Origin of the sequence: Methylobacterium sp. J-067 (genome assembly GCF_022829465.1) — a bacterium.
In the GTDB taxonomy this organism is placed as follows: Bacteria; Pseudomonadota; Alphaproteobacteria; order Rhizobiales; family Beijerinckiaceae; genus Methylobacterium; species Methylobacterium litchii.
The window spans coordinates 96,087-118,616 of sequence record NZ_JAKSXZ010000058.1 but is presented as its reverse complement, the minus strand read 5'-3'; the positions used below and the strand labels follow the sequence as shown (position 1 = coordinate 118,616).

General features: G+C 71.8%; 20 protein-coding genes. 6 read left to right on the top strand and 14 right to left on the bottom strand.

Features of this window, described 5'->3' with window-relative positions; translation table 11 throughout:
* Positions 1–188: 188 nt before the first annotated feature.
* Both MKK52_RS06040 and MKK52_RS06035 read left to right on the top strand, forming a co-directional pair.
* The gene (locus tag MKK52_RS06040; protein ID WP_243952995.1) at positions 189–1,556 is read left to right on the top strand and encodes a M16 family metallopeptidase; all 1,368 of its coding nucleotides are present in this window, start codon (positions 189–191) and stop codon (positions 1,554–1,556) included.
* Between the two features lie 54 nt (positions 1,557–1,610).
* A complete protein-coding gene (locus MKK52_RS06035) occupies positions 1,611–2,894 on the top strand; it encodes a M16 family metallopeptidase (RefSeq protein WP_243952914.1) in 1,284 nt (427 codons plus the stop codon).
* Positions 2,895–2,901: 7 nt separating this feature from the next.
* Here MKK52_RS06035 and MKK52_RS06030 read toward each other — a convergent pair whose 3' ends face one another.
* From MKK52_RS06030 to MKK52_RS06015, 4 genes are all read right to left on the bottom strand, one after another.
* On the bottom strand, positions 2,902–3,768 hold the full coding sequence (locus tag MKK52_RS06030; protein WP_243952913.1) for a DUF1206 domain-containing protein: 867 nt from the start codon (positions 3,766–3,768) through the stop codon (positions 2,902–2,904).
* 50 nt (positions 3,769–3,818) lie between these two features.
* Positions 3,819–4,160, bottom strand: coding sequence for a hypothetical protein (locus tag MKK52_RS06025; RefSeq protein ID WP_243952912.1), 342 nt, complete (start codon positions 4,158–4,160; stop codon positions 3,819–3,821).
* Between the two features lie 93 nt (positions 4,161–4,253).
* Complete coding sequence (locus MKK52_RS06020; RefSeq protein WP_243952911.1) at positions 4,254–5,459, bottom strand: M23 family metallopeptidase; 1,206 nt, start codon at positions 5,457–5,459, stop codon at positions 4,254–4,256.
* A gap of 71 nt (positions 5,460–5,530) precedes the next feature.
* A complete protein-coding gene (locus tag MKK52_RS06015) occupies positions 5,531–5,998 on the bottom strand; it encodes a peroxiredoxin (protein WP_243952910.1) in 468 nt (155 codons plus the stop codon).
* A gap of 253 nt (positions 5,999–6,251) precedes the next feature.
* On the opposite strand from MKK52_RS06015, the gene MKK52_RS06010 reads away from it, so the two are divergent.
* Positions 6,252–9,635 carry a DUF3971 domain-containing protein gene (locus tag MKK52_RS06010; RefSeq protein WP_243952909.1) on the top strand — a complete coding sequence of 1,128 codons (3,384 nt, stop codon included), beginning with the start codon at positions 6,252–6,254 and terminating at the stop codon, positions 9,633–9,635.
* A 56-nt stretch (positions 9,636–9,691) separates the two neighbouring features.
* Here the strand turns inward: MKK52_RS06010 and MKK52_RS06005 are convergent, their stop codons facing one another.
* The 3 genes from MKK52_RS06005 to MKK52_RS05995 all read right to left on the bottom strand — a co-directional run bounded on the left by MKK52_RS06005 (position 9,692) and on the right by MKK52_RS05995 (position 12,048).
* Positions 9,692–10,465, bottom strand: a complete 774-nt coding sequence (locus MKK52_RS06005) for a ferredoxin--NADP reductase (RefSeq protein WP_243952908.1) — start codon at positions 10,463–10,465, stop codon at positions 9,692–9,694.
* A 139-nt stretch (positions 10,466–10,604) separates the two neighbouring features.
* The gene (locus MKK52_RS06000) at positions 10,605–11,537 is read right to left on the bottom strand and encodes a ring-cleaving dioxygenase (protein ID WP_243952907.1); all 933 of its coding nucleotides are present in this window, start codon (positions 11,535–11,537) and stop codon (positions 10,605–10,607) included.
* A gap of 67 nt (positions 11,538–11,604) precedes the next feature.
* Positions 11,605–12,048, bottom strand: coding sequence for an RNA polymerase subunit sigma-70 (locus MKK52_RS05995; protein WP_243952906.1), 444 nt, complete (start codon positions 12,046–12,048; stop codon positions 11,605–11,607).
* 143 nt (positions 12,049–12,191) lie between these two features.
* Here MKK52_RS05995 and MKK52_RS05990 point away from each other — a divergent pair, with 143 nt between their 5' ends.
* Positions 12,192–13,193 (top strand): MraY family glycosyltransferase, encoded by a 1,002-nt coding sequence (locus tag MKK52_RS05990; RefSeq protein ID WP_243952905.1) that lies wholly within the window; start codon positions 12,192–12,194, stop codon positions 13,191–13,193.
* Positions 13,190–14,107, top strand: a complete 918-nt coding sequence (locus tag MKK52_RS05985; protein WP_243952904.1) for an NAD-dependent epimerase/dehydratase family protein — start codon at positions 13,190–13,192, stop codon at positions 14,105–14,107. The genes MKK52_RS05990 and MKK52_RS05985 overlap by 4 nt, the downstream gene beginning before the upstream one ends.
* Here MKK52_RS05985 and MKK52_RS05980 read toward each other — a convergent pair.
* From MKK52_RS05980 to MKK52_RS05970, 3 genes are all read right to left on the bottom strand, one after another.
* Positions 14,099–16,081: an SDR family NAD(P)-dependent oxidoreductase gene (locus MKK52_RS05980; RefSeq protein WP_243952903.1), complete on the bottom strand. Its 1,983-nt coding sequence runs from the start codon at positions 16,079–16,081 to the stop codon at positions 14,099–14,101. The two genes, MKK52_RS05985 and MKK52_RS05980, sit on opposite strands and share 9 nt — an antisense overlap.
* A gap of 66 nt (positions 16,082–16,147) precedes the next feature.
* Positions 16,148–17,140 carry a GNAT family N-acetyltransferase gene (locus tag MKK52_RS05975; RefSeq protein WP_243952902.1) on the bottom strand — a complete coding sequence of 331 codons (993 nt, stop codon included), beginning with the start codon at positions 17,138–17,140 and terminating at the stop codon, positions 16,148–16,150.
* Between the two features lie 145 nt (positions 17,141–17,285).
* Positions 17,286–17,771 carry an Hsp20 family protein gene (locus tag MKK52_RS05970; RefSeq protein WP_243952901.1) on the bottom strand — a complete coding sequence of 162 codons (486 nt, stop codon included), beginning with the start codon at positions 17,769–17,771 and terminating at the stop codon, positions 17,286–17,288.
* Positions 17,772–18,012: 241 nt separating this feature from the next.
* Here MKK52_RS05970 and MKK52_RS05965 point away from each other — a divergent pair, with 241 nt between their 5' ends.
* A complete protein-coding gene (locus tag MKK52_RS05965) occupies positions 18,013–19,002 on the top strand; it encodes an alpha/beta fold hydrolase (protein ID WP_243952994.1) in 990 nt (329 codons plus the stop codon).
* Here the strand turns inward: MKK52_RS05965 and MKK52_RS05960 are convergent.
* From MKK52_RS05960 to MKK52_RS05945, 4 genes are all read right to left on the bottom strand, one after another.
* Positions 18,999–19,523: a SixA phosphatase family protein gene (locus MKK52_RS05960; RefSeq protein ID WP_243952993.1), complete on the bottom strand. Its 525-nt coding sequence runs from the start codon at positions 19,521–19,523 to the stop codon at positions 18,999–19,001. The genes MKK52_RS05965 and MKK52_RS05960 overlap by 4 nt on opposite strands.
* Before the next feature lie 14 nt (positions 19,524–19,537).
* Complete coding sequence (locus MKK52_RS05955) at positions 19,538–20,389, bottom strand: AAA family ATPase (RefSeq protein WP_243952900.1); 852 nt, start codon at positions 20,387–20,389, stop codon at positions 19,538–19,540.
* 61 nt (positions 20,390–20,450) lie between these two features.
* Complete coding sequence (locus tag MKK52_RS05950) at positions 20,451–21,095, bottom strand: hypothetical protein (protein ID WP_243952899.1); 645 nt, start codon at positions 21,093–21,095, stop codon at positions 20,451–20,453.
* Complete coding sequence (locus MKK52_RS05945) at positions 21,092–22,366, bottom strand: ATPase (RefSeq protein WP_243952898.1); 1,275 nt, start codon at positions 22,364–22,366, stop codon at positions 21,092–21,094. Before MKK52_RS05945 ends, MKK52_RS05950 begins: the two co-directional genes overlap by 4 nt.
* Between the last annotated feature and the right edge of the window lie 164 nt (positions 22,367–22,530).

The following is a 22,530-nucleotide window of genomic DNA, read 5'->3' as shown; positions in this document are numbered from 1 at the left end:
TGGCGCAGTTGCGACATGGGCCGACGACGGCAACATAGGGACTTTCCCGGTACGGCTCTTGCCGCCGGGAATCGCAAAGGCTCCGCGTTCCGGCCCGCCTGTCAGGGAGGGGTCGCCGAGGGCGGAGCCGGGTAAGGACAAGCTTGATGCACCTCTTCAGGACGGGCACGCCGACCCTCTTCCCCTCGATGCGGGGCTCCCGCTTCGCGGCCACCGCCGGGCGGGGGGAGGCCGCCGCCTTCGGGGGCTCCGAGGCCGGCGGGCCGGAGGTTTCGTCCTTCACCCTCGACAACAACCTCGACGTGGTGGTGGTGCCCGATCACCGGGCGCCCGTGGCGACCCACATGATCTGGTACCGCAACGGGTCGGCGGACGATCCGCTCGGCCAGTCCGGCATCGCCCACTTCCTCGAGCACCTGATGTTCAAGGGCACCGAGAAGCACCCCGTGGGCGCCTTCTCGAAGGCCGTCTCTGGCCTCGGCGGCCAGGAGAACGCCTTCACCAGCTACGATTACACCGCCTATTTCCAGCGGGTCGCCCGTGACCATCTCGGCACGATGATGGCCTTCGAGGCGGACCGGATGCACGGCCTCGTCCTCGACGACGCGGTGGTGGCGCCCGAGCGCGACGTGGTGCTTGAGGAGCGCCGGATGCGGGTCGAGACCGACCCCTCCGCCCAGCTCTCCGAGGCGATGGCGGCCTCGCTCTTCGTGCACCACCCCTACGGCATCCCGATCATCGGCTGGATGCACGAGATCGAGGGGCTGAACCGCGAGCACGCCCTCGACTATTACAACCGCTTCTACACGCCCGAGAACGCGATCCTGATCGTGGCCGGCGACGTGACCCCGGACGAGGTGCGACGGCTGGCCGACGACACCTATGGCCGCGTCGCCCCGCGCGGCGCCCGGCCGGAGCGCCGCCGCCCCCGCGAGCCGGAGCCCCGCGCCCTGCGCCGGGTCTCGGTGGCGGATCCGAAGGTCGAGCAGCCGACGCTGCAGCGGCTCTATCTGGCCCCGTCCTGCATCACCGCCACCGATGGCGGCTGTCACGACCTCGAATTGCTGGCCGAGGTGCTGGGCGGCGGCTCGACCTCCTACCTCTACCGCAAGCTGGTGCTGGAGCAGGGCATCGCGGTGAATGCCGGCGCCTGGTACATGGGCTCGGCCATCGACGACACCCGCTTCTCCGTCTACGCCGTGCCCGCCGAGGGCGTGAGCCTGGAGCAGTTGGAAGCCGCCCTCGACCGGGTGCTGGCCCGCGCCCCGGCGGATGCCCTCGCCCCCGACGCGATCGAGCGGGCCAAGACCCGCCTCGTGGCGGAGACCGTCTACTCGTCGGACAGCCAATCCTCCCTCGCCCGCATCTACGGCTCGGCGCTGGCCATCGGCGAATCCATCGAGGACGTCCGCCGCTGGCCGACGGACATCGAGGCGGTGTCGCGGGAGCGCCTTCAGGCGGCCTGCGAGCGCTGGCTCTCCCCCGCCCGTTCCGTGACCGGCTACCTCACCAAGGCCCGGGACCCCGACGCCCCGGTTGCGCTGGCCGCCGAGTAGGTTCGTCCGAACCGCCTCCCGCCCGCGACCGCAACGAGAACATACGAGGCTGCCATGAACCTGGCCGACACAGACACGCAGAACGCCACGAGCCCCACGACGGCCTTGCCGGTCGTGGCCGTTCCCGGCGTCGAGGCGTGGCACGTCGAGTCCAACGTCGTGCCGATGATCGCCCTGTCCTTCACCTTCGAGGGCGGCGCCGCCCAGGACCCCGAGGGCAAGGCCGGCTGCGCGCAGATGCTTGCCCGTCTCCTCGATGAGGGCGCGGGCGACCTGACCTCCGACGCCTTCCAGGAGCGGCTGGCCGCGCGGGCCATCGAGCTCTCCTTCCATGCCGGCCCCGACGCGCTCGGCGGCTCGCTGAAGATGCTGCTCAAGCACGCGGACGAGGCCATCGACCTCCTCGCCCTGGCGCTGGCCAAGCCCCGCCTCGACCCGGACGCCATCGAGCGTGTGCGGGCGCAGGTGATGGCGGGTCTGCGCTACCAGCAGAACGATCCGGGCGTGATGGCCTCCCGCCGGTTCTTCAAGGAGGCCTTCGACGGGCATCCCTATGCCCGGCCCTCGTCGGGCACGATCGAGAGCGTCGCGGCGATCACCCGCGAGGACATCCTCGCCATGCATGCGCGGCTGATCGGGCGCGGGCGGATCAAGGTCGCGGCGGTGGGCGCCATCGGGGCCGAGGCCCTGGCGGAAGCTCTCACCCGCGCCTTCGGCACCCTGCCCGAGGCCGGCGCCCTGACCGCCGTGCCACGCACGCAGATCAAGGAGCTCGACCGCAAGATCGTGGTCGATCTCGACGTGCCGCAATCGGTCATCCGCTTCGGCATGGCCGGCATCCCGTGGCGCGACCCGGACTTCATCCCGGCCTACGTGCTGAACCACGTGCTCGGCGGCGGGGCCTTCACCTCGCGCCTGTTCCAAGAGGTGCGCGAGAAGCGCGGCCTCGCCTATTCGGTCGGCACGTCGCTGGTCAGCCACCGTTCGGCGGCGATGATCTGGGGCTACACCGCCACCAAGAACGAGCGCGTCGGCGAGGCCCTGTCGGTGATCGGCGACGAGATCGGCCGGCTCATCACGGAAGGCCCCTCCGACGAGGAGCTGCAGAAGGCCAAGGACTACCTCACCGGGTCCTACGCGCTGGGCTTCGACACCTCGACCAAGATCGCGCACCAGCTGGTGCAGATCGCCTTCGAGGATCTGGGCATGGACTACATCGCCCGCCGCAACGCGATGGTGGAGGCCGTGACCCAGGCCGACATCCGCCGCGCCGCCGCCCGCACCTTCGCCGACGGCAAGATGCTCGTCGTTGCCGCCGGCCGCCCCGTGGGGCTCTAAGGCCGGGTCAGGCCAGCCGGCGCACCGCCGCCACCGCCTCGTCGTCGACCCGGTCGACGTCGGGGGCGTCGATGTGGCGGTAGCGGGCCTGGATGAGGCCGAAGGCGCCGAAGGCCATATGGCCGGCGGCGACCAGGGCGAGGAGCACCGTGCCGTAGGGCTGGCGCCGCAGCAGCACGAAGGCGTCGCCGAGGCCCTTCGCCTCGGCCGAACTCTGGTACCACGCGGCGGCGGCGACGAAGCCGCCGATGATCAGGAACGCCACCCCCCGCGCCGCGTAGCCGAAGCGGCCGGTCGGCTCGGCCCAGCGCCGCCGCGCCTCCCCGTCGAGGGCGAGGCGGGCCGTCGTGTCGCCCTTCCAGGCGCGGGCGAGGTAGCCGACCGCCGTCCCCGCCACGGCGAGGCCGACCAGCGCCACCAGCCACCGGCCCATCGGCTTGGCCAGCAGCCACGCCGTGCCGTCATGCACGCCGTCGCCCCCGCCGAAGCCGAGCCCCAGGCAGAGCGAGGCCGACGTGCCGGCCAACCCGAGATAGAGCAGCGCGCTCACGAGGTGGGCGCCGCGCGTCACGAGGCCCTTCAGGGAGGTGCCGCGCCGGTCGGCATCCGTCACCCCCTCCACCGCGCGCCACAGGGCGAAGGCGAGGAGCCCCAGCGCGATCAGCCCGACGAGCACGGCGCCGAACGGCCCGACGAGGACGGTGCGCAGGGCGTCGTGGCTGTCCCCCGGCCGCCCGCCGCCGAAGGCCGCCAGGAGGGCGAGGCCACCCACGAGGACGTAGACGGTGCCCCGCGCGCCGTAGCCGTAGCGGGCGAGGCGTTCGAGGGCGTTGCGCCCGCCGGGGATGGTCTTCGCAGACGGGACGCTGGGCATGGGACCGGGGCTGTGTGGACCCCGCTCAACGCGCGAGCGGCGCCATCCGTTCAGGCTCCCGCCTTCTCGGCCCGGCCGGTGAGGGCGACGTAGAAGCCGAGCCCGTCCTGGGCCGGCAAGGTCTGCAGGCGCTCCACGAGGCCCCGGCGCTTGGCGTCGAGGAGAAGCCGTCCGGCCGGCTGGAACAGGGTCTCGCCGCCGCCCTCCGGCGGGGGATCGAGCCGCACGGCGACGGTCTTGCCCTTCGCGAAGCGGCTGCGCTCGATCATCTCCCGCAGGGACGCCTCGGCCGTCGCCTTGTTGGCCCCGCGCAGGTCGAGCACCGATTCGGCGTCCGTGACGCCCAGCGAGCCGCGCAGCTTGGCGGCGTAGAAGTCATCGAAGTGGGGCAAGGGCACTGCGCTCGCGCGTTGGAGAATCCGCTATCCCGCCAGATGTCGCGCAAAGGCGTGCCGCCGTCGAGTTCTCCGTGGCCGGAGGGGCGATCAGCCGCCGCCCAGGCGCAGGCCGTCGAGGGAGCGGCCGGCTTCCAGGAAGCGCTGCGGATCCACCGGCTCGCCGTCGATCCGGGTCTCGTAATGCAGGTGCGCGCCCGTGGAGCGGCCGGTGGAGCCAACATAGCCGATCACGTCGCCCGCCGCGACGCGCTGGCCCGGCCGCACCACGATGCGGGCGAGGTGGCCGAAGCGCGTGGCGAGGCCGTGGCCATGGGTGAGCTCGACCATGTTGCCGTAGCCGCCGGCCCATTCGGCCTCGGTGACGACGCCCGGCGCCGTGGCCCGCGCCGGCTCGCCGTACTCGGCCTTGAAGTCGAGGCCGGTATGCAGGGCGAGGCCCCTCGTGAACGGGTCGAGCCGGGGTCCGAACGGGCTCGACAGGCTGGATTCGCCGGAGAGCGGCTTGCGCAGGGGCAGGTCCCCGACGGCCTGCCGCAGGCGCTGGCCGTTGCCGATCAGCCGGCCGACGAGGCTCAGGCCGCCGTCGAAGCCCTGCTGCTCGATGGCCGTCGCGTCGAGGGGCACGAGGGGGCCGCCGACCCGCTCGCCCGGCGCGGGCGGCAGCAGGCGCGACGGATCGATCCCGGCGCGGGCGACGACGGCACGCAGGCGCGCGATGCCGGTCTCGGCGCCCCGCGCGAGGCGCCCGAGATGGGCCCCCTGCGCCTCCTCCAGCCCGCCGAGGCGGGCTTCGAGGCGGATCAGACCATCCTCGGTCTCCAGGGCGCTGCGGCGGTCGGGCGAAGGGGCGGACCAGGATGCTGGAGTAGCCTCGGCGGGGGAGTCCTGCCGCAACTCGAACCCGGTCAGGGGGGCGGCGTAGGCCCTTGCCGAGGCGGGAAGAGAGCCGGTGGCGGCGGTGTCGATCAGGCCCGAGAGGGCGGCCTGCCGGCGCTCCAGCTCGGCCTGCCGGTCCAGGGCGCCCTGCACCCGCGCGGCGAGGCTCGCCCGGGCCTCGGCACCCTCCTGCCGGGCACCGTCGACGCGCTCCTGCAGCCCGGCGATCCGCGCCTCGTAGGCGTTGCGCATCGCCACCTGCCCGGCCACGATCCGGCCGAGCGCCTCGTCCCGGAACAGGACGAGGTAGGTCGCGGTGCCCGACCAGAGCAGGCTCACCGCGAGTCCCGCGCCGAGCCACGGCCTGAGGCGCCGGGGCGCCCCATCCTGTATGTGGGCGGAAGTCGTTCGAATCATTCGGGAGGCTCGAAGGCGTTCCCCGTATTCAGACCCGATCAGGGTTAAGGATCCGTGCGGACCCTATTCCTCTACGGCAGGGCGCGGGCGGCCTCGAGCACCTCCTCCGCATGGCCCGGCACCTTCACCTTCGGCCAGATGCGGGCGACCGTGCCCTCCCGGTCGATCAGGACCGTGGTCCGCTCCACGCCCATGTACTTGCGGCCGTACATGCTCTTCTCGACCCAGACGCCATAGGCGCCGAGCACCGCCTTGTCCTCGTCCGAGGCGAGGGGGAAGGCGAGCCCGTACTTGCCGCAGAACCTGTCGTGGCTCTTCACCGGATCGGGCGACATTCCAATGATTCGCGCTCCAGCCGTCTCGAAAGCCGGCAGAAGGGCGTTGAATCCCTGCGCTTCCAGAGTACAACCGCTCGTGTCGTCCTTTGGATAGAAGTACAACACGATCTTGTGTCCCTTGAGCGCAGCCAGTGCGATGCGCCCTCCTCCCGAGGCGGGCAGGTCGAAATCCGGGGCGGCAGCCCCCTCGCTCAAGGCCATCGTGCCTTCCTTTCGGCCGATTGATGGTGTGGGTGAACGCCAGTTCCGGCGCCCCGCCCGGACAGCCAAGCCCGGCGCGCCGCCGCTGTAAAGGCCGCATGCGCACCGATTCACCGCAAGCGGGAATCCCGTCCCGCCCTGCGATCACCGAACGAGAACACCCGGACCAAGGGGCTCGATGGCGGATCTGAAGATCACGAGTCGCCCGACGAGGCAGGGACAACGGCATTGGGGCTGGCGTTGCCTTCTGGGCATGGTCGGCACCGTGACGCTGCTCGGCCTCGTGATCGGGGTCGCGGCGATCCGCCTGTCCAACGGCCCGATGCGGATCGACGGCCTGTCGGCCGCCGTGGCCAAGGCGGTGGCCGAGCGGATCGGCCCCGGCTGGTCGATCGCGCTCCGCGGCAGCAGCCTCGAACTCGACCGCGAGAACGCGCTGGCCCTGCGCTTCACCGGGCTCGACATCCGCAACCCGCAGGGGGCGCTGGTGGTGCGGGCGCCGCTGGCCCTGGTCAGCCTCGACCCCTGGGGCCTGCTGACGCTGAGCCTGAAGCCGCGCTCCATCGAGTTCCGCGACACCCAGACCACGGCCCTCGTCCACAAGGACGGCTCCATCGCCTTCGCCGCCTCCGAGGCGGCCCAGCCCGTCGACATAGAGCCGCACACGCCCCCGAGCGTCGATGCGGCCCGGGGCAACGTCTCGCCCCTCTCGGCGGCCCTGGCCTCGATCTTCGGCGTGGTGCTCGATCCCGGCGGCGTGGTCGGCGCCCTCGACCGGGCGCGGATCACCGACGCGCGGATGCGCCTCATCGACGACGACGGCCGGGAGCGGGCGGTCTTCGCCCGGGTCAACGGCCTGTTCGGGCGCGACCCGGTGAACGGCACCCGCAGCTTCGAACTGCGCCTCGACGGCCCGCACGGCGAGTGGCGCTTCGGCGGCAGCCTGCACGAGAACGGCGAGGGCGCCCGCTCCGGCCGCATCAGCCTGGACGACCTACCCGTCACCGATCTCCTGCTGCTCGCGGGCCAATCCGGCCTGCCGCTCACCACGGACCTGAAGCTCTCGGCCCGCGCCGACGTGGCCCTGAAGAACGGCGCCATCACCACGATGAGCGCCAAGGTCCATACCGGCGAGGGCACGTTCCTCATCGAGGAGAAGGACTTCAACCCGGTCACGATCGACGACCTGAGCGCCACCCTCGATTGGGACGAGGCCGCCCGGACCATGGCCCTCAGCGCCCTCGACTACGTGGGCGGCGGCAACACGCTCCATCTCACCGGTAACTGGGCCCAGAGCCCGCCCGGCGCCGACTCCGCCTGGACGGCCTCGCTCTCCGGCCGCGACGGCACCCTGCGCGGGGCGACGTCGAAGGACGTGCCGGTGCGGATCGACAGCCTCGACACCCGCCTCACGGGCCGCAACGGCGGCATCGTCATCGACGATTTCGCTCTCTCCGGCCCCGGCGTGAAAGGGCACATCACCGGCACGGTCGGCACCGAGGCCGACGACGGCGGCATCAACCTGCACATCCTCGCCAGCGAAGGCGAGGTGCGGACCTTCCTGCGCCTCTGGCCCGAACACATCGCCCCGGCCGTGCGCTACTACCTCGCGGACCAGCTCCGCGGCGGCCATGTCGACAATGCCGACATGAAGGTCGTGATGACCGGCACGGAGATCGCGGAGGCGACCAAGGGCGCGCCACTGCCCGACAAGGGGCTGAACATCGCCTTCCGGGTCTCGGACGCGGCGATCGACGTCTCGTCAGATGCGCCGCCCATCGTGAAGGGCTCGGTCATCGGCCTGATCACCGGCCGTTCCACTACGATCCGCAACGTGACCGCCGAGGTGCGCGGCCCCGACGGACGCTCCGTCTCCCTCTCGGACGGCAGCTTCGTGATCGCGGACGCGAACCCCGACCACGTGGTGGCGCAGATCGGCCTGCGGCTCTCCGGCGGCGCGGACGGCCTCGCCAGCGTTATCGAATCGAAGCTGTTCAAGAGCGTGCTCAGCGCCGAGGTCGATCCGGCCACCGTGAAGGGCAATGTCGACCTGCGCGTCGACTTCCCCCTCGACCTCAAGCACATCCCCGAGCTCGCGGACATGCCGATCACCCTGTCGGGCGCGCTCACCGACCTGTCGGTGGACAAGGTCGTCGGCAAGGACCGGCTGGAAGCGGGCCGCTTCGCGGTGAGCTACGACAAGGGCGCCGTCGCCGTGAAGGGCGAGGGCCGGGTCGGCGGCGCGCCGATCACCGTCGAGATGCATCAGGCCAAGATCGGGGCGCCGGGCGAGGCGGTGGTGAGCCTCGCCCTCGACGACGCCCTGCGCGTGAAGAAGGGCCTGCCGGCCGCGCCGCAGCTCACCGGCACCGTGCCGGTGAAGGCGGTGATCGCCTTCGGTAAGCCGGGCGCGACCAAGACCCCCGTGCGGATCGAGGCCGACCTCACCAAGGCGGGGATCGACGGGATCCTGCCGGGCTTCGCCAAGCCGTCGGGCCGGGCGGGCAAGATGGCCATGACCCTCACCGAGCGCGAGGGCGGCTACGACCTGCGCGACATCGCCGTCGATGCCGGGCAGGCCTCGGTGCGGGGCAGCGCCACGCTCTCCACCGAGGGGGGCCTGGAGCGGGCCGAACTCACCAGCGTGAAGCTCTCGCCGGGGGACGACCTGCGCGTCGTGGTGGACCGCAGCGGCAGCACCTACAAGGTGGTGGTCCGTGGCGCGGTGCTGGATGCACGGCCCTTCCTGAAGTCCCTCTCCGGGCCGGACGGCAAGGGCGGCAAGGAGGCAGCGCCGAAGGATATCGAGGCCGACATCCAGGTTCCGATCGTCACCGGCTTCAACGACGAGGCGATCACCAGCGCCAACTTCAAGCTTTCCTTACGCGGCCACGACCTGCGCTCGGGGACGATCTCCGGCCGCTTCCGCTCGGCGCCCCTGGTGGCGAACGTGACGCGCGGGGAGCGCGGCGCGCCGACGCTCGCGGTGGAATCGGCCGATGCGGGGGCGACGCTGCGCTTCCTCGACATCTACAAGAAGATGTATGGCGGGCGCCTCGCCGCCGGAATCGGCCTGAACGACGGGCCGCAGACGGGCGTGGTGCAGATCCGCGACTTCTCCCTGCGCAACGAGCCGGCCCTGTCGAGCATCATGGCCCAGGGGCCGGACCCGGCCGAGGCCGAGCCGGCGCCGACCCCGCGCGGGCGCAAGGCGGCGCCGGCCCCGGCGCCCTCCACCGGCTCCGTCACCTTCGACCGGATGCGGGCGAACTTCGTGCGCACGGGGACGCGGGTCGACTTCACCGATGCGGCGATCTCGAACGCGGCGCTGGGCTTCACCCTGTCCGGCTGGCTCGACACGGGCCGGGAGCGCACGGACATCAACGGCACCTTCGTGCCGCTCTACGGGCTGAACAACGTCGCCGCGCAGCTGCCGATCGTCGGGCCACTCCTCGGAGGCGGAAACAACGAGGGACTGTTCGCCGTGAATTTCCGCGTGTCCGGCCGGCTGTCGAGCCCGGACGTGACCGTGAACCCCCTCTCGGCCATCGCGCCGGGCTTCCTGCGCAAGCTGTTCAGCGCGGGCGGCGGACCCTTCGCCGAGGGCGTGCCGGGGGCTCCGGTCGGGGACCGCTGACGAAAAAGCCCGGCGCGATCCCTCGCACCGGGCCCGGTTCCGTCAGCGCGGGACGCTTACTTCTCGACGAAGGCCTTCTCGATCACGAAGTGACCGGCCTCGCCGTGGTTGCCTTCCTCGTAGCCGCCATCGGCCAGGAGCTGGCGCGTGTCGCGGATCATGTCCGGCGAGCCGCAGAGCATGAAGCGGTCGGCGTCCTTCGACATCGGCGGCAGGCCGATATCCTCGAACAGCTTGCCCGACACCATCAGGTCGGTGATCCGGCCGCGGTTGCGGAACGGCTCGCGGGTCACGGTGGGGTAGTAGATCAGTTGGCTCGCGATCATCTCGCCCAGGAACTCGTGCTGCGGCAGGTCCTGCGTGATCGTCTCGCCATAGGCGAGTTCCTGCACCTGACGGCAGCCATGGACCAGCACGACCTTCTCGAACCGGTCGTAGGTCTCGGGGTCCTTGATGATCGACAGGAAGGGCGCGAGGCCGGTGCCGGTGCCGAGGAGGTAGAGGTGCCGGCCGGGCATCAGGTTGTCGAGCACCAGGGTGCCGGTGGGCTTCTTGCCGACGATGATCGGATCGCCGACCTTGAGATGCTGGAGCTTCGAGGTGAGCGGGCCGTTCGCCACCTTGATGGAGAAGAACTCCAGCTCGTCCTCGTAATTGGCCGAGACGACCGAGTAGGCGCGCAGGAGCGGCCGCCCCTCGACCTCCATGCCGATCATCGTGAATTCGCCATTGCGGAAGCGGAAAGCGGGATCCCGCGTGGTGCGGAACGAGAACAGTGTGTCGGTCCAGTGGTGCACCGACAGCACCCGCTCTTCGTAATACTTGCTCATCGCGGCATCAGTCCCCACAGCCTGGCATGGTCTGGCGATTTCGGATTTGGCTGGCTTTTCCCGCGCTGCGACACGCGCGTCAAGGCACGCGACGCCACACCGCGCGCAGAAGTGAACCCCCTGGAATCGTTCGAAATTCTTAACGACGCAGGGGCTTGAGACCTGCTTCGATGGCTGCCCGGCGCGGTTCGAGGAACGGCGGCAGGGCGAGGCGTTCGCCGAGCGTCTCCAGGGGCTCGTCGGCAGCGAAGCCCGGCCCATCGGTGGCGATCTCGAACAGGATGCCGTTCGGCTCGCGAAAATACAGGCTGCGGAAGTAGTAACGGTCCACCGGCCCGCTCGACGGGACGCGGTTCGCCCGCAGCCGGTCGGCCCAGGCCTCGTGCTCCGCATCGGGGATGCGGAAGGCGACGTGGTGGACGCCGCCCGCTCCCGCCCGCGCCGGAGCGGAGGTGTCGCGCAGAAGCTGGATCTCCGCCGCCGGACCGCCGGGACCCATGGCGAAGACCTCAACCCACCCTTCCGGCGCATCGAAGCCCCGCTCCCGGCGCATGCCCAGAACGTCGGTCAGGACGGCACCCGTGCGCTCCGGCTGGGCCACCGCGAGGCGGATCGGCCCGAGGCCGCGAATCTGTTCGGGGGCCGGGACCGGCGAGCGGTCCCAGGGATGGGCCTCGCCCGCGCCGCTATCGTCCACGAGGGCGAGGCGCTGGCCTTCCGGATCGTCGAAATCGAGGGTGAGGCGTCCGTCGCGGGTCTCGGGCGCGCCGCGCGTCACGCCGGCCCGGTCGAGGCGTTCGCACCAGCCGTCGAGGCCGCCCGCCACCCGCAGGTGCGTGCGGACGATGCTGTTCGCGCCCCGGCGCTCAGGGGGCGCCGGCCAGTCGAAGAAGGTGATGTCGCTGCCGGGGCTCGCGAGCCCGTCCGCGTAGAACAGGTGGTAGGCGGAGACGTCGTCCTGGTTCACCGTCTGCTTCACGAGCCGCAGGCCGAGCACCTCCGTGTAGAAGGCGAGGTTGTCCGCCGCGCGGGCGGTGACGGCCGTCAGATGGTGGATGCCGGTGAGGTTCATGGTCTCTCGGGGTCGTGCCGAACGTCCGCCACACATGGCGGCCCGATGCGACCTTTGCGAGTCCGCCCTACAGGTCCCCGAAGACGAGCTGCCCCTGGTTGCGGCGTCCCGGCGGGGCGGATTTGTCCTTGGCCTTGACCGGCGCCTTGGTCGAGGCGGGCTTGCGTGGCTTCGGATCGCCGCGCAGGCGGGCGACGGCCCTGTCGCGGGCTACGGCCTCGGGGGCGTGCGGATCGTCGGTGAGCCACTTGCCGCGCTTGATGACCTCGTTCACCCGGCCCTGGTTCACGCCGACCTTGAACGCGATCTCCTGCTGGGTCATCCCCGTGCTGGCATGAAGCTCCAGGATCGAGCGGGCGAGCTCCGGGGTCATCTTCTGCCCCGTGAGGCGCCGGGCGGGCTTCACCGTGCGGGTCGCGCGGTCGCGCTCCCGCAGGCGCTCCAGCAGCGCCAGCGCCATGTTCATGCCGTGCTCGCGCAGGGCTTCCTCGAATTCCTTGAGCGTCGCCATGGGCGCCGTCCTCCGTCGGCCCAGCCTCGTCTCAGGGAGAGAACGTGCCGGGAACGGCGAAGTTGCGCAAGGACGCCGGTCATTCATCCACCGGAAACGGCCCTGGCCCGGCGGCGCCGGCCGGGCTACAGCCCCGCGACAGCATGACCTTCGCCTGGATTCCCCTCCTCGCCGCGCCGCTGGCCGCCGCCCTCTCGGCGGGGCTGATCCTGCGGCTGATGCCCCTGCTGCGCCGCTACGCGCTGGCCCGGCCGAACGCCCGGTCGAGCCACGTCGTGCCGACGCCGCAGGGCGGGGGCATCGCGGTGGTGACGGCCCTCGTCACCGTCTCGGGGCTCTTCGCCGGGGCACCGGAGGTCGGCCCGCGCGAGGCCTGGACCTGGCTCGCGGGCTGCACTCTGGCCCTCGCCGTGCTCGGGGCGGTGGACGACCTGCGCCCACTCCCTGCCCTGCCCCGGCTCGCGGTGCAGATCCTCGTCGTCGGGCTGCTGGTCTCCCATCTCGACGGGCGGCTCGTGCCGGAGATCCCCCTGTGGCTGGAACGCGCCCTCGCGACGCTCGCCGGCCTGTGGTTCGTGAACCTCACGAACTTCATGGACGGGCTCGACTGGATGACGGTCGCCGAGATCGTCCCCGTCGCGGCGACCCTCGTGCTGTTCGGCCTCGCCGGAATCCTGCCCCTGTTGCCGACCCTGGTGGCGGCCTCCCTGCTCGGGGCGATGCTCGGCTTCGCGCCGTTCAACCGGCCGGTGGCGGGCCTCTTCCTCGGGGATGTCGGCTCCCTGCCCGTGGGCCTCGTGACCGCGTGGCTGCTCTGGCACCTCGCGGCGACCGGCGGCTTTGCGGCGGCGCTCCTGCTGCCGCTCGTCTACCTCGCGGATGCGAGCCTCACCCTCGCCGCCCGCGCGAGACGGCGGGAGCGCGTGTGGGAGGCGCACCGCTCCCATTTCTACCAGCGGGCGACGGTGAACGGCCTCACCGTCCGGGGCGTGGTGGGGCGGGTGTTCCTGGCGAATCTCGCGCTCGCGGGCCTCGCCGCCGCGAGCGTGGTATGGCCGTCCTGGCCGGTCTCGCTCGCCGCCCTGGCGGCGGGGGGCGGGATCGTCGCCCTCCTGCTGCGCCGCTTCGCGGGGATTGCCTCATGACCGGTCTCGTGGCGCTCACCGGGGCGACGGGCTTCATCGGCCGCCACCTCCTCGCGGCGCTGACGGCGCGGGGCTACCGGGTGCGGGTGCTGCTGCGCCGGCCGGTCGAGGTGCCGCCGGGGGCGGCGAGCGCGGTGGTGGGCGATCTCACCCGGCCGATCAACATGGCCGCCGCCCTGTCGGACGTGGACGCGGTGGTCCATTCCGCCGGCCTCGCCCACGCCATGTCCGGCGCGCCGGAGGACGATTACCGCACCCTCAACACCGAGGCGACGGCCCGCCTCGCCCAGGCCGCCGAGCGGGCGAAGGTGCGCCGCTTCGTGTTCCTCTCCTCGATCCGCGCCCAGACGGGGGCGACCGCATCCGGCATCGTCACGGAGGCGGACGAGCCCCGCCCCACCGACCCCTATGGCCGCTCGAAGCGCGAGGCCGAGAAGGCGCTCGCCGCCACCGGGCTCGACTGGGCAGCCCTGCGGCCGGTCCTCGTCTACGGCCCCGGCGCGAAGGGCAATCTGGAGACCCTGCTGCGGCTCGCCCGCTCGCCCTATCCCTTGCCGGTGGGAGGCTTGGGGGCCGAGCGCTCGCTGATCTCGGTGGAGAGCCTTGCGGCGGCGGTGGACACGCTGCTGCGGGCGTCGGAGCCCCTGCGGGCGCCGTTCATCGCCGCCGACCCGGACCCGCTGACCCTGCCGGAGATGATCGCCGCCCTGCGCGACGGGCTCGGCCGCCGGCCGGGGCTGCTGCCGGTGCCGGAATCGCTCCTCGGCCTCGCCTGCCGGCTCACCGGGCGTGGCGAGCTGTTCGAGCGGGTGGCGGGCGGTCTCGTCGCGCGCGGCGACGGCCTCGCGCGCCTCGGCTGGCAGCCGGCCATGCCGACGCGAGAGGGGTTGGCGCGGCTCTCGCGCTCAGCCTAGGGCCACGGGCTCGGCGGCGGCGGGGACCATCGGCGCGGCCGGCAGCGCGGCGGCCTCCGCCTTCGCCGCCCCGCGCTCGCGGAAATGCGGCACCGCCTCCTCGAACACCGCATCCGCCGCCGCCCGGTCGCCGCTCTCCACGGCGGCGCGCAGGCGGGCGATCCAGGCGTCGAGGCGCGGCCGGTCGGCGAAGATCGGCTGGGCCGCCATCACCCCCTCGATGCCGGGCAGGCCGATGCGCGGCTCCTCGCGGGCGAACAGGATCTCGTTCAGCCGCTCGCCGGGCCGGGCGCCGGTATAGGCGATCTCGATCTCGGTGCCGGGCTCGAACCCCGCGAGCCGGATCATCCGCTCGGCGAGTTCGGCGATCCGCACCGGCTGGCCCATCTTCAGCACGTAGACGGCGGCCTGCTCGCCCCCGTCCGCCCGCGCCTCGCCGTCGGCATGGGAGGCGGCGGTGAGCACGAGGTCGCAGGCCTCGCGCACGGTCATGAAGTAGCGGACCATGTCCGGGTGGGTCACGGTCAACGGGCCGCCCCGGGCGATCTGCGCCTTGAACACCGGCACCACCGAGCCCGCCGAGCCGAGCACGTTGCCGAAGCGCACGGCGATCAGCCGGGTCGGGTGGCCCGGCAGGCGAGCCTGCGCCGCGTCGAGGGACTGGGCGATCATCTCCGCGAAGCGCTTGGTGACGCCGAGTTGCGAGACCGGCTCGATGGCCTTGTCGGTGGAGATCATCACCAGGGCCCGGGCGCGGGCGGCCACGGCGGCCTCGGCCACGTTGAGGGAGCCGAAGACGTTGGTCTTGATGCCCTCCTGCCAGTCCCGTTCGAGGAATGGCACCTGCTTCAGGGCGGCGGCGTGCATCACGTAATCCGGCCGGAAGGCCGCGATCACCGCGAAGGTCCGCTCGCGGTCGCGGATGTCGGCGATGACGCCCGTCACCTCGGCCGGCGCGTCGATGATCGCCGGGTGGCTGAGGATGCCGTGCAGCGCCGGCTCGGAGGATTCGAGCACCAGCACGGCGGCGGCGCCGAAGGCCACGGCGCGCAGGCAGATCTCCGAGCCGATGGAGCCGCCGCCCCCCGTCACCACCACCCGGCGGCCGGTGAGGAAGCCCTCCAGCCGGGGCCGGTCGATCGCCACGGTCGGGCGTAGCAGCAGGTCCTCGATCTCCAGCGGCGCCAGCTCCGGCCCCTGCGTGCCCTCCCCCAGCCCGACCACGCGGGCGAGGGGCAGGCCGAGGCGCCGCGCGCGGGCGATGAGGTCGTCGGGGGCGGATTCCGGGGCCAGCGCGCTCGGCGCCGCCACCAGCCGGCGGATCGGCTCGCCCCGCGCGCCGCAATCCATCACCACCCGCTCCAGCTCGGTGAAATCGCCGAGCACGGGCACGCCGCGCATGTACTGCCCGGCCTCGTCCCGGCGGGGGGACAGGATGCCCCGCGGCGCGAGCTTCTTCACCGCGCCGGATTCGATGGCCCGCAGGAGCACGTCGATGTCGGAGCCGCGCCCGAGGAGCAGCGTCGGCACCGTGGCGGCCTTGGCGTTCGATTGCCGCGAGCGCGTGTATTTCAGGTAGCGGAACGCCGCCCGCGTCCCGCCGAGCAGGAAGATCTGCAACACCCAGTAGAGGGGGATGGCGATCTTGCCGAAGAAGTAGAAGCCGTAGAGATCGGCCGAGACTAGCACCCAGTCGACGACGAGGAGCACCAGGGCGAGCACGCTCGCCGCGCGGACGATGCCCGCGAGGTCCGGCAGGGAGGCGAAGCGCCACTTGGTCCGGTAGAGCCGGAACCGGGCGTAGACGATCCCCGCGACGACGAGGAACGGCGGCAGCAGCAGCGGCAGGGCGTGCAGCCGCTCGGCGAGCATCGCCCCCTGGAAGCGGAACAGGAAGGTCAGCACCACGGCCGCGGCGGTCGCCGCGAGATCGTGGGCCACCATCACCGCGGTCTTGGCGAGGCGCTGCTGCATCGGATCGGCCGGGGGTATCCGCCTCGGGGCCGGGCCTGTCAACGGAGGCGGGCGCCGCAGCCGGGCTCAGGCCGGGGCGAAATGCCCCCTGTAGCGGGCGCCGATGCGCTCCACCGGTAGGGCGACGAACACGTCCGTGGTGCCGAACTGGCGGTCCACCACGGCGCCGTCGCCGAAGGTGGCGCCGAGCCGCAGGTAGCCCTTGATGAGCGGCGGCAGGGCCTGCAGCGCGGCCTTCGGGTCCACCGCCTCCTTCGAGAGCCGGTCCATGCGCACCGCCCGCTCCGGCAGGGCACAGGCGCGCCACGCTTCGGGGGCGCGGGCATGGTGGTGCAGGAAGGAGAGCGGCAGGGCGAGGCGATCCGGGTCCGTCCCCTCCAGGGAGGCGCAGCCGATCAGCGCGTCGATCCGGTGGTGCAGGACGTAGGCGTAGATGCCCTGCCACAGCAGTTCGACGGTGCGCTTGCCCCGGTAGGGCTTCAGCACGCAGGAGCGCCCGAGTTCGAGGAGGCGCCGCCCGCCCTGCGCGGCCAGCACGGGGGAGAGGTCGTACTCGCCCTCGGAGTAGAAGCCGTGATGGCGCTCGGCCACCTCGCCGCGCAGCAGCCGGTAGGTGCCCACCACCTTGGGCCGGGGGGCGCGGAACGGCGTCTTGGCCGGCTTCAGGATGTCGTGGTCGAGCACCAGGAGGTGATCGCACAGGGAATCGTAGGCATCCGCATCCCGCCGGGACAGGGAGGCGAGGCCGGTCGGCACCGCCGACATCTCCTCGTAGAACACCTTGAAGCGCAGGCGCTGCGCCCGGCGGATCTCCGAGCGGCGGGTGGCGAGGCGGACCTCGAGGTTTCCGATGCGCCCGAGGCTGCGGCCCTTGAGGCCGTCCGCGCCGGGCTCCGGTAGGCGGATCGCATCCGCCTCGGCCAGGACGTCGGCGATCTCGGCGGAGGTCGGCCGGCGCGTCAGCTTGGCGAGCGGCGCGGTGACGCCCCATTGCACGCCCCGGTGCAGCCCGGCACCCAGCGCGGCAACCGCCTCGCGGTGGAACAGATTCGCGGCCATCGCCCCCTCGCCCCGCGCGCCCGACCGGGCGCTGCGGGTTTCGACATCACCATGAGGTGAGCACGGCATTATGACAGTCCGGGCCGCATGAAAACGCCCCGGCCGGTGGCCGGGGCGCTCCCTCACGCGGAGGTTGCAGGCGCGCTTACGCGGCCTGACGGTCGCCCTCGGAGACCTGACCCTCGATCACCGGCGCGGTGGGGCGACGGCCCGAGGCGATCTCGATGCGGCGGGGCTTCTTGGCCTCCGGCACCTCACGGACGAGGTCGACGTGGAGCAGGCCGTTCTCGAGGACGGCGCCCGTCACCTGCACGTGGTCCGCGAGCTGGAAGCGGCGCTCGAACGCCCGGGCGGCGATGCCCTGGTGCAGGAACTCGGCGCGCTTCTCGGCCTCGCCCTTGCGCTCGCCGCGCAGGGTCAGGGCATTCTCCCGAACCTCGATCGACAGGTCCTCATCGGTGAAGCCGGCCACCGCGACGGTGATGCGGTAGGCGTTCTCGCCCGTGCGCTCGATATTGTAGGGCGGATAGCTCGGAGCGGTTTCGGTGCTCGCGAACTGATCGAGGGCGGAGAACAGGCGGTCGAAACCGACGGTGGAGCGATAAAGGGGAGCAAGATCGAACTGACGCATGACATATCCTCTTGAAGAGCAACATGTTCGGTGGTCCGCCCAATGGGCCGGACCGGTCTCTCGTGCCGCCTAAGGGCCGGCACAGACGGGATATCGGGGCGCCGGATCGGGGTCGCAAGACCCTCCGGCGGGCCGGGAAAACGGATTTTTTCCGGGGCACGGATCAGGCTGCCCCGGGGGCAGTGACGGGGAGGCGGCGCGGGTGACACGGTTCGACGGCAAGGACGGGCCCAAGCCCGCGATGCTCAGCCTGCGCGACACGCCGGGCAACCCGGCCCCGCCGGGCGGCACCATCGTGGCCGTTGGCACGGGGGACGATTGCACCCTGCGCGCGGCGACGTGGCGGCCGACCACGCGCAGTTGCCGGGGCACGGTCACGCTGCTCCAGGGGCGGGCCGAGTTCATCGAGAAGTATTACGAGACGATCCGCGACCTGCGCGGGCGCGGCTTCGCGGTGGTGGCCTTCGACTGGCGCGGCCAGGGCGATTCCGACCGGCGGGTGGACGACCCGCACAAGGGCCATGTCGACCGCTTCGACGATTACCGCCTCGACATCCTGGCCGTCGCGGATTCGGTGCTGCCGACGATGCCCGCCCCGCATCTCTGCCTCGCCCATTCCATGGGCGGCTGCGTCGCCCTGACCGGCGCCCTCGACGGCTGGCTGCCGTTCCGGCGGCTCGTGACCGTGGCGCCGATGCTGTCGATCCGCATGATCCGCCTGCCGCTCGCGGCCTCGATCCTGGCGCGGGGGCTGCACCGCCTCGGCTTCGGCCGCCGCTACATCCCCTTCGGCAAGCCGGTCTCGATCGCCACGAAGCCCTTCGCCGGCAATCGCCTGTGCCGCGATCCCGAGCGCTACGCCCGCAACGCCGAGGCCGCACGGCAGGTGGGCGCCGGGGCGGTGGGCGATCCGACCATCGCGTGGCTCGCGGGGGCGTTCCGGGCCATGGCCCGCCTGCGCCATCCCCGCGCCGCGCCGCGCATCACCCTCCCGACGCTGATCGTCGCGGCGGGCGCCGACCCGGTCTGCGGCACGCCCATCACCGAGCGCTTCGCCGCGCGGCTGAAGGCGGGGCACATCCTCGTGCTGCCGGATGCCCGCCACGAGATCCTGAGCGAGCGCGAGGCGATCCGGCAGGATTTCTGGGCGGCCTTCGACGCCTTCATGCCGGGCACCGACCTCCCCACCCACGCGGAGGTCGCACAGCACGCGGCGCCCGTGCCGGTCTAGCCCGCGAGGGCGGGGTCGATGTCGCGGGGGCGGACGAAATGCTCAAGCCGGCCCCGGCTCGGCGCGACCCCGGCCCAGGTCTCGGCATCGAAGTCGATCACCGCGAAGGCGGCGGTGGGGAATTCGCTCGCCAGCAGGGCGCGCAGGCCCCGGGGCCCCTGCCCCGCCAGCATCACCGCGAGGTCGCCGAGGCCGGGATTGTGGCCGACGACGATGAGCGTGCCCGCCTCGTCCGGCGCGGTGCGGATCGCGGCGAGGATGTCCTCGGCGGCGGCTTCGTAGATTTCCGGCACGGTCTCGTCGCGCGGGTCGCCGAGGGCGCCCTTCACGGCGGCCCAGGTCTCGCGCGTGCGCTGTGCCGGCGAGACGAGGGCGAGGTCCGGGCGCAGGCCCTCCGCCGCGATCCGCTCGCCGACGACGGGCGCCGCCCGCTTGCCGCGCTTGTTCAGCGGCCGTTCGAGGTCCCGCACGCCCGCCGGCCGGTCGGACTTGGCATGGCGGAGGAGGATGAGGCGGCGCATGGCGATGGGATCCGTCATCCCTTCCGCCCCTCGCGCCGGGTCATGAAGGCGAGCTTCTCGAACAGGCTCACGTCCTGCTCGTTCTTGAGAAGCGCCCCGTGCAGCGGCGGGATGAGCTTGCGGCCGTCCTGCTCGCGCAGGGTCTCGGGGGCGATGTCCTCGGAGACGAGGAGCTTCAGCCAGTCGAGCAGTTCGGAGGTCGAGGGCTTCTTCTTGAGGCCCGGCACCTCGCGGGTCTCCAGGAACACCCGCAGCGCCTCCTCCACGAGACGGTGCTTGATGCCGGGGTAATGCACCTCGACGATGGCGCGCAGCGTGTCCGCGTCGGGGAAGCGGATGTAGTGGAAGAAGCAGCGGCGCAGGAACGCGTCCGGCAATTCCTTCTCGTTGTTCGAGGTGATGATCACCACCGGCCGGCGGATGGCCTTCACCGTCTCACCGGTCTCGTAGACGTGAAACTCCATCCGGTCGAGTTCGGTGAGGAGGTCGTTCGGGAACTCGATGTCGGCCTTGTCGACCTCGTCGATCAGCAGCACCGGCCGCTCGGGGGCGGTGAAGGCCTCCCACAGCTTGCCCCGGCGGATGTAGTTGGCGATGTCCGAGACCTTCGGGTCGCCGAGCTGCGAGTCCCGCAGGCGCGAGACCGCGTCGTATTCGTACAGCCCCTGCTGCGCCTTCGTCGTGGACTTCACGTTCCACACGATGAGCGGCGCGTTCAGCCCCTTGGCGATCTCCTCGGCCAGCACGGTCTTGCCGGTGCCGGGCTCGCCCTTCACGAGGAGCGGGCGCTCCAGGGTGACGGCCGCGTTCACCGCCGCCGTCAGGTCGGGGGTGGCGACGTAGGTGTCGGTGCCGGAAAATCGCATCGCGGTCTCGAAGGCTGGCCTCGTTCCGGAGTTACGCGGCGCCCGCCGCCCCCGCAAGCGCTCAGCCCTTCTCGTGCCACACGCAGTTGCGGGACAGGATCTCGAGATTCACGTCCGACTTCTGCGGCTGCGGCAGGGTCTTGCCGTCCATCGCGAGGTCGATCTTCAGCTCGACCTGTCCCTTGCTCTCGTTGGAGCGGCGGGAGAAGTAGCAATATTGCTGGTAGGGCTGCTCGGCACCGTCCTTGAAGTTCCAGCCGGTGACGATCTGGCCGTCGAGATAGGGCACCTGCTTGAACACCGTGAAGGTGGTGTTCACCTGCGCCTTGGAAGCCGGGCTCGCCTGCTCGCCGAGCTGCGCCTTGGTCGGCGTCGGCGGGCCGCCGGCGAGCTTGGGCAGGCCCTCCAGCTTCAAGGTGTTGTCGGTGAGCGTCACCTCGCCCTTGGTCTTCAGGGTCACGTCGGCCAGGGCGGCCTGCATCGCGGCGGCGATCTTCTCGGCGGCGGTGTCGAACTGGTTCATCGTCGCCCAGCCATAGGCCGCCGCGCCGATCCCCGCCCCGGTCAGGCACAGGAAGGCGCCGAGGCCCAGCGCCCGGAACAGGAAGGCGCGGGCGGCGACGTAGCTCGCATCCGCGCGCAGCCGGGTGTTCACCTGCTGCGCGAGGGCGATGTTCTCAGGCGTGCCGGAGGCGACGTAGTTCATGCGCCGGCTCCAGCGGCAGGAAGGGTCGGGCCGGGCAGGCCTTGGTTCGCCGCAGCCTGGCCGGGAAGGGTCTGGCCCGGCAGCGCCTGCGCCGCCGGTCGGTTCATCGGGATGACCGACGCCTGGGACGCGGGCGCGGCCCGTACCACCGACGGGTTGGAGCGCAGGGCGTCGGCGATGGCGTCGAGCATGTACGGTGCCGCCTCCGGGTTCACCGCCGCGCCGAGGTCGTCCTCATCCATGAAGGTCCGGCGGGTCGAGACCGCGCACAGCGCCAGGATGGTCGAGGCGAAGGCGGCACAGAGCGCCGGCAGGAACACGAAGATGCGCAGGAAGGCGTGGACCTGCTGCTCGGTCACGTCGATGGGATCGACGCCGTAAACCATGGCCGTGAAGGAGTGCAGCTGCGAGCGGTTCACCGCGTTCCGGTATGCCTGCTCGGTGTCGGCGACCTTGCGGTCGGCGGCGCCCCGGTCGAGGGCGGCGCGGTCCTTGCGGGCCACCTCGAGGTCCTTCACCAGCGCGGTGCGGTCGGCGCTGGCTTTCGTCACGCCCGCCGAGAGGGCGGCGACGCGCGGATCGGTCACGCATTTCAGGTTCTGGTAGCGCATGCCCTTCGAGTTGGTGCCGAACACCCGCTCGCAGCGCTGGGCCGGCAGGCCCGCGAGCTGCTGGGCGTTGTCGGCGGCGCGCTTCTCGATCTGGTCGAGTTCGGCGGTGTACGAGGCCACCCGGTCGTCGGCCGCCTTGATGCGGTCCTCGATCGTGGCGCGGTCGGCCTGGGCGTCCTTCAGGGCGGTCTTGGTGCGGGCCGCCTCCATCAGGCGGGGGTGGAACATCATCTCGCCGAGCTGCGAGACGGACTTCGTCGTGACGCCCGCCGCGAAGATGATGCCGAGGATCGCGAGCCCCCGGATGAAATACGAGCGCTGGGTGCGCGCCAGGATGCCCAGCGGCACCCGGCACAGCTCCACCGCCGCGTAGACCAGCGGCGCCAGCAGCATGAAGTAGAAGGCGTGCCAGTCCCCGTCGCTATAGACCCCCGCGAAGAGCCATGCGCCGGCGAGCGAGGCGCCGATCACCATGAACTCCACCAGATAGGCGATGGCGACGTAGCCCCACTTGATGCGGTAGCCCTTCTCGACGTGCCGCTGGTGCGTCCACCGGTCGGATTCGAGCCGCCATTCCCGGCGCTCGCGGGCGACCTCGCGGCTCGGCGGCCCGTTCGGGGACCGCCCGGCCCGTGAGAAGATCGACTTCAGCGAATTCATCGGCCTCGTCACTGTCAGGGCTCGGTCCGGGTCGAGCGTAAGGCTCTCTTAAATGTTTCCGTATCCCGGCATTGTGCCCATTTTACGCCGCCGCGCGGCTCTCCACCGGAACCTCGGGCGAGCGGGCGCAAATGTCTCAGGCGATGGCGCATCGGCCCCCGGTC

Bases quoted from the DNA above. Each gene is read 5' to 3' on its own strand.
- MKK52_RS05965 (WP_243952994.1), top strand. From the start codon at position 18,013: ATGCTCAGCCTGCGCGACACGCCGGGCAACCCGGCCCCGCCGGGCGGC.
- MKK52_RS05990 (WP_243952905.1), top strand. From the start codon at position 12,192: ATGACCTTCGCCTGGATTCCCCTCCTCGCCGCGCCGCTGGCCGCCGCC.
- MKK52_RS06005 (WP_243952908.1), bottom strand. From the start codon at position 10,465: ATGAGCAAGTATTACGAAGAGCGGGTGCTGTCGGTGCACCACTGGACC.
- MKK52_RS05970 (WP_243952901.1), bottom strand. From the start codon at position 17,771: ATGCGTCAGTTCGATCTTGCTCCCCTTTATCGCTCCACCGTCGGTTTC.
- MKK52_RS06035 (WP_243952914.1), top strand. From the start codon at position 1,611: ATGAACCTGGCCGACACAGACACGCAGAACGCCACGAGCCCCACGACG.
- MKK52_RS06020 (WP_243952911.1), bottom strand. From the start codon at position 5,459: ATGATTCGAACGACTTCCGCCCACATACAGGATGGGGCGCCCCGGCGC.
- MKK52_RS06000 (WP_243952907.1), bottom strand. From the start codon at position 11,537: ATGAACCTCACCGGCATCCACCATCTGACGGCCGTCACCGCCCGCGCG.
- MKK52_RS05995 (WP_243952906.1), bottom strand. From the start codon at position 12,048: ATGGCGACGCTCAAGGAATTCGAGGAAGCCCTGCGCGAGCACGGCATG.
- MKK52_RS05960 (WP_243952993.1), bottom strand. From the start codon at position 19,523: ATGCGCCGCCTCATCCTCCTCCGCCATGCCAAGTCCGACCGGCCGGCG.
- MKK52_RS06030 (WP_243952913.1), bottom strand. From the start codon at position 3,768: ATGCCCAGCGTCCCGTCTGCGAAGACCATCCCCGGCGGGCGCAACGCC.
- MKK52_RS05950 (WP_243952899.1), bottom strand. From the start codon at position 21,095: ATGAACTACGTCGCCTCCGGCACGCCTGAGAACATCGCCCTCGCGCAG.
- MKK52_RS05955 (WP_243952900.1), bottom strand. From the start codon at position 20,389: ATGCGATTTTCCGGCACCGACACCTACGTCGCCACCCCCGACCTGACG.
- MKK52_RS05975 (WP_243952902.1), bottom strand. From the start codon at position 17,140: ATGGCCGCGAATCTGTTCCACCGCGAGGCGGTTGCCGCGCTGGGTGCC.
- MKK52_RS05980 (WP_243952903.1), bottom strand. From the start codon at position 16,081: ATGCAGCAGCGCCTCGCCAAGACCGCGGTGATGGTGGCCCACGATCTC.
- MKK52_RS06010 (WP_243952909.1), top strand. From the start codon at position 6,252: ATGGTCGGCACCGTGACGCTGCTCGGCCTCGTGATCGGGGTCGCGGCG.
- MKK52_RS06040 (WP_243952995.1), top strand. From the start codon at position 189: ATGCGGGGCTCCCGCTTCGCGGCCACCGCCGGGCGGGGGGAGGCCGCC.
- MKK52_RS06015 (WP_243952910.1), bottom strand. From the start codon at position 5,998: ATGGCCTTGAGCGAGGGGGCTGCCGCCCCGGATTTCGACCTGCCCGCC.
- MKK52_RS05985 (WP_243952904.1), top strand. From the start codon at position 13,190: ATGACCGGTCTCGTGGCGCTCACCGGGGCGACGGGCTTCATCGGCCGC.
- MKK52_RS05945 (WP_243952898.1), bottom strand. From the start codon at position 22,366: ATGAATTCGCTGAAGTCGATCTTCTCACGGGCCGGGCGGTCCCCGAAC.